The organism is Microcystis sp. LE19-10.1B (assembly GCF_027530565.1).
Lineage (GTDB): Bacteria > Cyanobacteriota > Cyanobacteriia > Cyanobacteriales > Microcystaceae > Microcystis > Microcystis aeruginosa.
Genome location: NZ_JAPZQM010000347.1, coordinates 1 through 4,290 on the forward strand (window position 1 = coordinate 1; position 4,290 = coordinate 4,290).

Sequence of the window (4,290 nt, forward strand, 5' to 3'; positions counted from 1 at the left end):
AAAATAGGCTTTTCGAGGGTAATTCTTGTTTTAATTCTCCATGTACGCAGTCTTTAAAAGCCTCTATTTCGTTCCAAGACACGATTAAGAGTGGCTTTTAGGCTAAGTATAATTACTTATCGCGTAAGTGAGATGCTCCCGATAGTTGAGCAACTATCTTGAGAATTACCAAAATTACCACCCTGGGTTGACATTGATGCTGAAATAGATTATCTTCATTGAGAACTCAGCGTCTGTATCGCTGGTGTAGAGTAAAAAAATTAAACTACAGGCAAAAACCAAATGTCTAAATTTCTTGATAACCTGACTTATCTGCTGAATATTGTTCTGCAAGACATAAAATTACGATTCAAACTTTATGCAACTAATCAAACACCTATTATAATCTATCAAATGGGCAAAGTTGGTTCTAGCTCGGTGATGAAATCCTTAGAAAAAAAAGCAATTTTGCCATTGTTTCATGTTCATTTTTTACTCAAAAATGCTGATAATAGAAGCTTTTACAATCCTAAGGTTTACGAAATTTTAAACTTAAAACTGGGCAGAGAAAAGCAAGTCAGACGTGGTGAGTTTTTATATAACAAGATAATCGTTCCGAAAAAACAGGTAAAAATTATTTCTTTAACTAGGGAACCAATAGGTAGAAATGTTGCAGCTTTTTTTCAGAACTTTGAAAGAGAAACAGGGAAAAAGTATGAACAATCCAATTTTACTCCCCAAGAGCTAAGGGATATATTTATCAATTTTTTCCCTCATTCGATTCCCCTAGACTGGTTCGATAATTACTTCAAGCCATTTTTAGGGATAGATGTTTATGAATATCCTTTTCCGAAAGAGCAGGGATATTTAAGAATTAACAAAGATAATGTGGATTTATTGATCCTCAAACTAGAAACCTCTGACAGTGTAAAGGAAAAAGCAATCGCCGAATTTCTGGGTTTAAAAGAATTTAAGTTAGTAAGGACGAACGTGGGAGAAGATAAAAATTATCGAGATACGTATAAAGAATTTAAGCAAAATCTCAAATTACCACTATCTTATGTAGAGGAGATGTGCAGTTCTAAATACTTTAATCATTTTTACACGGAGGAAGAAATCAGAAAAGTTTATTCACGATGGACTTAGTAGCATCTCTGGAGCAAAGAAAAAGATGAAGAAAACTCCCTTAAAACTGAAAGAACGTTTAATTCGAGATGCGACGGGTTCTCTTGGTTTAAGAGTTGCTTTCATGACCCTTAGTTTTCTGACCAGTATTATTCTAGCTCGCTGGCTCGGTAAAAATGGCTTTGGGGTTTATACTTATGCAATGACTTGGCCGGCTTTGCTGGGCATTCCTGCGACTCTAGGCTTTAATAACTTATTAGTCAGAGAAGTGGCTATCTATAGTAGTCAGTCAGCTTGGGGATTAATGCGTGGTCTATTACAATGGGCAAATGCAATTGTCTTCATAGTTTCTAGCCTAATGGCATTAGTTGCTATTGCTATTATTCTGAACTGGGGACAAGTCAGGGAGCCGGACTTATTACCATCTCTGTGTGTAGCGATGATTTCCTTACCAATTGTCTCTTTAACTAGCTTGAGACTAGCGACGATGACGGGTTTACACAGGGTGGTTTTAGGGCAAATGCCAGAAAATCTACTAGCTCCCTTAGTTTTTATTATCCTGACGATTTCTAGCTACTGGTTTCTTAGAAATCAAGAAAATATCACTGTCTGGGTGATGGGCTTAAAATTGATATCTCTTGGCATTACTTTTGTCGTTGGTGTGGTACTATTAGCCAGAGTGCTTCCCCAAGAGGTTAAACAGGCTAAACCTGAATACAAAATTCTGACTTGGCTCAAGGACGGCTTACCGTTTATTTTGCTAGGAGGACTAGCGGTGATTAACTCTCGTATCGATATATTGATGCTCGGTGCCTTCAAGGGTGCGGGTGCGGTGGGAGTTTACGCAGTAGTCAGTCGAGTCACTTCTCTGATTATTTTTGGCCTAGGAATCTTGAATAATGTCCTTTCGCCAACTTTTGCTACACTGTATGCAGAGGGAAAGCGGGAACAACTGCAAAGGCTGGTTACTCATAGCACTCGTTTAATCAGCTTGTTTGCTCTAGTCATGACTTTGGGGTTGATTGCATTGAGATACTCGATTTTACAGCTTTTTGGTGCTGAGTTTATACAGGGACAAACAGCTTTGATAATTTTGAGTATTGGCTATCTGGTTAACGCTCTGACTGGTTCCGTGGGTCTATTGCTAAATATGACCCGCCATGCTAAATTTAGTGCAGCAACTGTGGTATTTGCCGCTTTGTTAAATGTCTGTCTTAATTGGCTACTAATACCGAAGTGGGGGGTGAATGGTGCAGCCACTGCCACCGCAATCTCGATGATTGTAGGTAATATTATCAGTGCTATCTGGGTACGCCAAAAATTGGGCATCAAATCTACGGCAATTTGATTAGATTATCCATACAAAACTTAACATTTTTGTTGTTTTTGTATTCGCAATTATTAGGACTGCTAAAATGAGTTTAGTTATAGCAAAAAAAAATCAATTTATTACTCAGCTATTGTCAACGCTTAGTTTCTATGTAACTTTGTTTCTAATATTAATAAACGATTATTTAAATGCAGGCATCGACGTAGAAAAAAAAATAAGTGTATTTCAAGGTATTTCTTTATTAACTCTTGCTTTTAGTGTAGTATTTGCCTTTGTATTAGACTCAGAATTTCGCAAAATTTTGTTGGGGAAAATAGGTGTTTTTTATTCTTTATCTCTCTTGCTATATACTTTCATGGGTTGGTATATTTTTCATAACGAATTTGAATTTATTAGATCAGATATTCAAGCTTTCTCTGGCTTGTTCATAGGGTTGGCTATTTTTCGTCTAATTGTTAAGTCCTATTATCCTAAATTACAACTACTTGCCTTTATAATATTGCCTACTTTTGTACTGTTTCATTCTACCACACAAACCATAATTGCAAGAAAATTAAATGTTGCGGGAATTGAAGAAAGAGTAGTTACCTTTCTAGATGCACGCTATTCATCACTACTGGAAATTCCCAGCAGTATTGCTCTGGCTATTTTAAGTAGAATAAGCTTCATCTGGGCAATACCAATTTGGGGAGCAATTTTTTGCCGTGCTTACCTATTGGGATTCTTAAACGCTAAGAGAACTATTTTACTATCTATATTGGTTTTAGTTGTTTTATCATTGATGATTTTATCCTACAAAGCATCTAATGGAGTGTTGAATAATAGTTCTTCTATTTTGAATTCAAGGAATTTTAAAATGTTATTAATAGCACTGCTGATATTAGTTATTTTTATCTTTTTCAACGATTTCAACATAGCAGAAATATTTGAAGATACATTATTATATGAGAGGTTTTATCAGATACAGTCTGGAGATAGATCATCAGAGTTGCGAATCGAAGAAGTTATTTCTGGGATACAAAGTCTTCAAGATATAGAATTTCTAGTTGGTAGGGGTATTGGGGCTAATTACTGGACTCCTGTAAGGAATGAAATGACCAATCACTTTCACATTGGCATCTTTAATTTTTTACTTCAAGGTGGTTTGATATTATTCAGCCTTGTATCGTATTTTCTTTTCGTATATTTTCCCTACTTATTTATTAAAGCTGCATTAAAACCAATGAGTTTTGATCCAAAAAAGAGAACGGCACTGCTATCTGTACTGCCGGGCTTATTTGCTTGGACCGTTGTTTTTTTGACAACTGGACACGCTTACCCCCAATTTTATATTGGATTGGGGTTTGGAATAGGCGCTTACTTGCAGATAAAAAAATATGGTCTTACCTTATAAAAATCTCACAACGATGACAAGATAATTTACTTATTCATGATAAAATTATAAATGGCTAGACCAACACATTTAATGTATGAAAATAAATAGCAATTATATGAACAATATTAGTGGGTTTTTCTTGAGAGGACAAAAAGTTTTAAATTTGCCGAGAAATTTATACCAAAAAATGTACTACAATCGCTCACTACCTAAAAATCATGTAGTGGAAGATGTATTCTTAGTATCCTATCCCAAATCGGGAAACACTTGGTTGAGATTTCTGATAGCAAATGCTCTCAAAGTCCATTATAATGTTGAGCAAGATGTTAACTTCTTTAATATTTTAGGCTCTTCGGTTTGTGTTATGCAATGGACGGGGGTTATAAGGGATGGAACCCTTATATAGAAAGGCATTTAGCGATTTTTGTCAATTGTTTTTGCTCTAGAGCGAACTAATCAATTAAGTCTCTTGCCAGATAAG

4 protein-coding genes are annotated in these 4,290 nt (G+C 35.6%); all 4 read left to right on the plus strand.

The window, feature by feature from the left end; genetic code table 11:
* The first annotated feature begins 282 nt into the window (after nucleotides 1-282).
* The 4 genes from O9332_RS12385 to O9332_RS12400 all read left to right on the plus strand — a co-directional run bounded on the left by O9332_RS12385 (nucleotide 283) and on the right by O9332_RS12400 (nucleotide 4,215).
* Nucleotides 283-1,125: a putative capsular polysaccharide synthesis family protein gene (locus O9332_RS12385; RefSeq protein WP_288025803.1), complete on the plus strand. Its 843-nt coding sequence runs from the start codon at nucleotides 283-285 to the stop codon at nucleotides 1,123-1,125.
* A gap of 25 nt (nucleotides 1,126-1,150) precedes the next feature.
* Entirely contained in the window at nucleotides 1,151-2,452 is a 1,302-nt protein-coding gene (locus O9332_RS12390; protein WP_288025805.1) for a flippase, read from the plus strand.
* A 67-nt stretch (nucleotides 2,453-2,519) separates the two neighbouring features.
* Nucleotides 2,520-3,827 carry a hypothetical protein gene (locus O9332_RS12395; RefSeq protein ID WP_288025807.1) on the plus strand — a complete coding sequence of 436 codons (1,308 nt, stop codon included), beginning with the start codon at nucleotides 2,520-2,522 and terminating at the stop codon, nucleotides 3,825-3,827.
* A gap of 97 nt (nucleotides 3,828-3,924) precedes the next feature.
* The gene (locus O9332_RS12400) at nucleotides 3,925-4,215 is read left to right on the plus strand and encodes a hypothetical protein (RefSeq protein WP_288025809.1); all 291 of its coding nucleotides are present in this window, start codon (nucleotides 3,925-3,927) and stop codon (nucleotides 4,213-4,215) included.
* Nucleotides 4,216-4,290 lie beyond the last annotated feature (75 nt).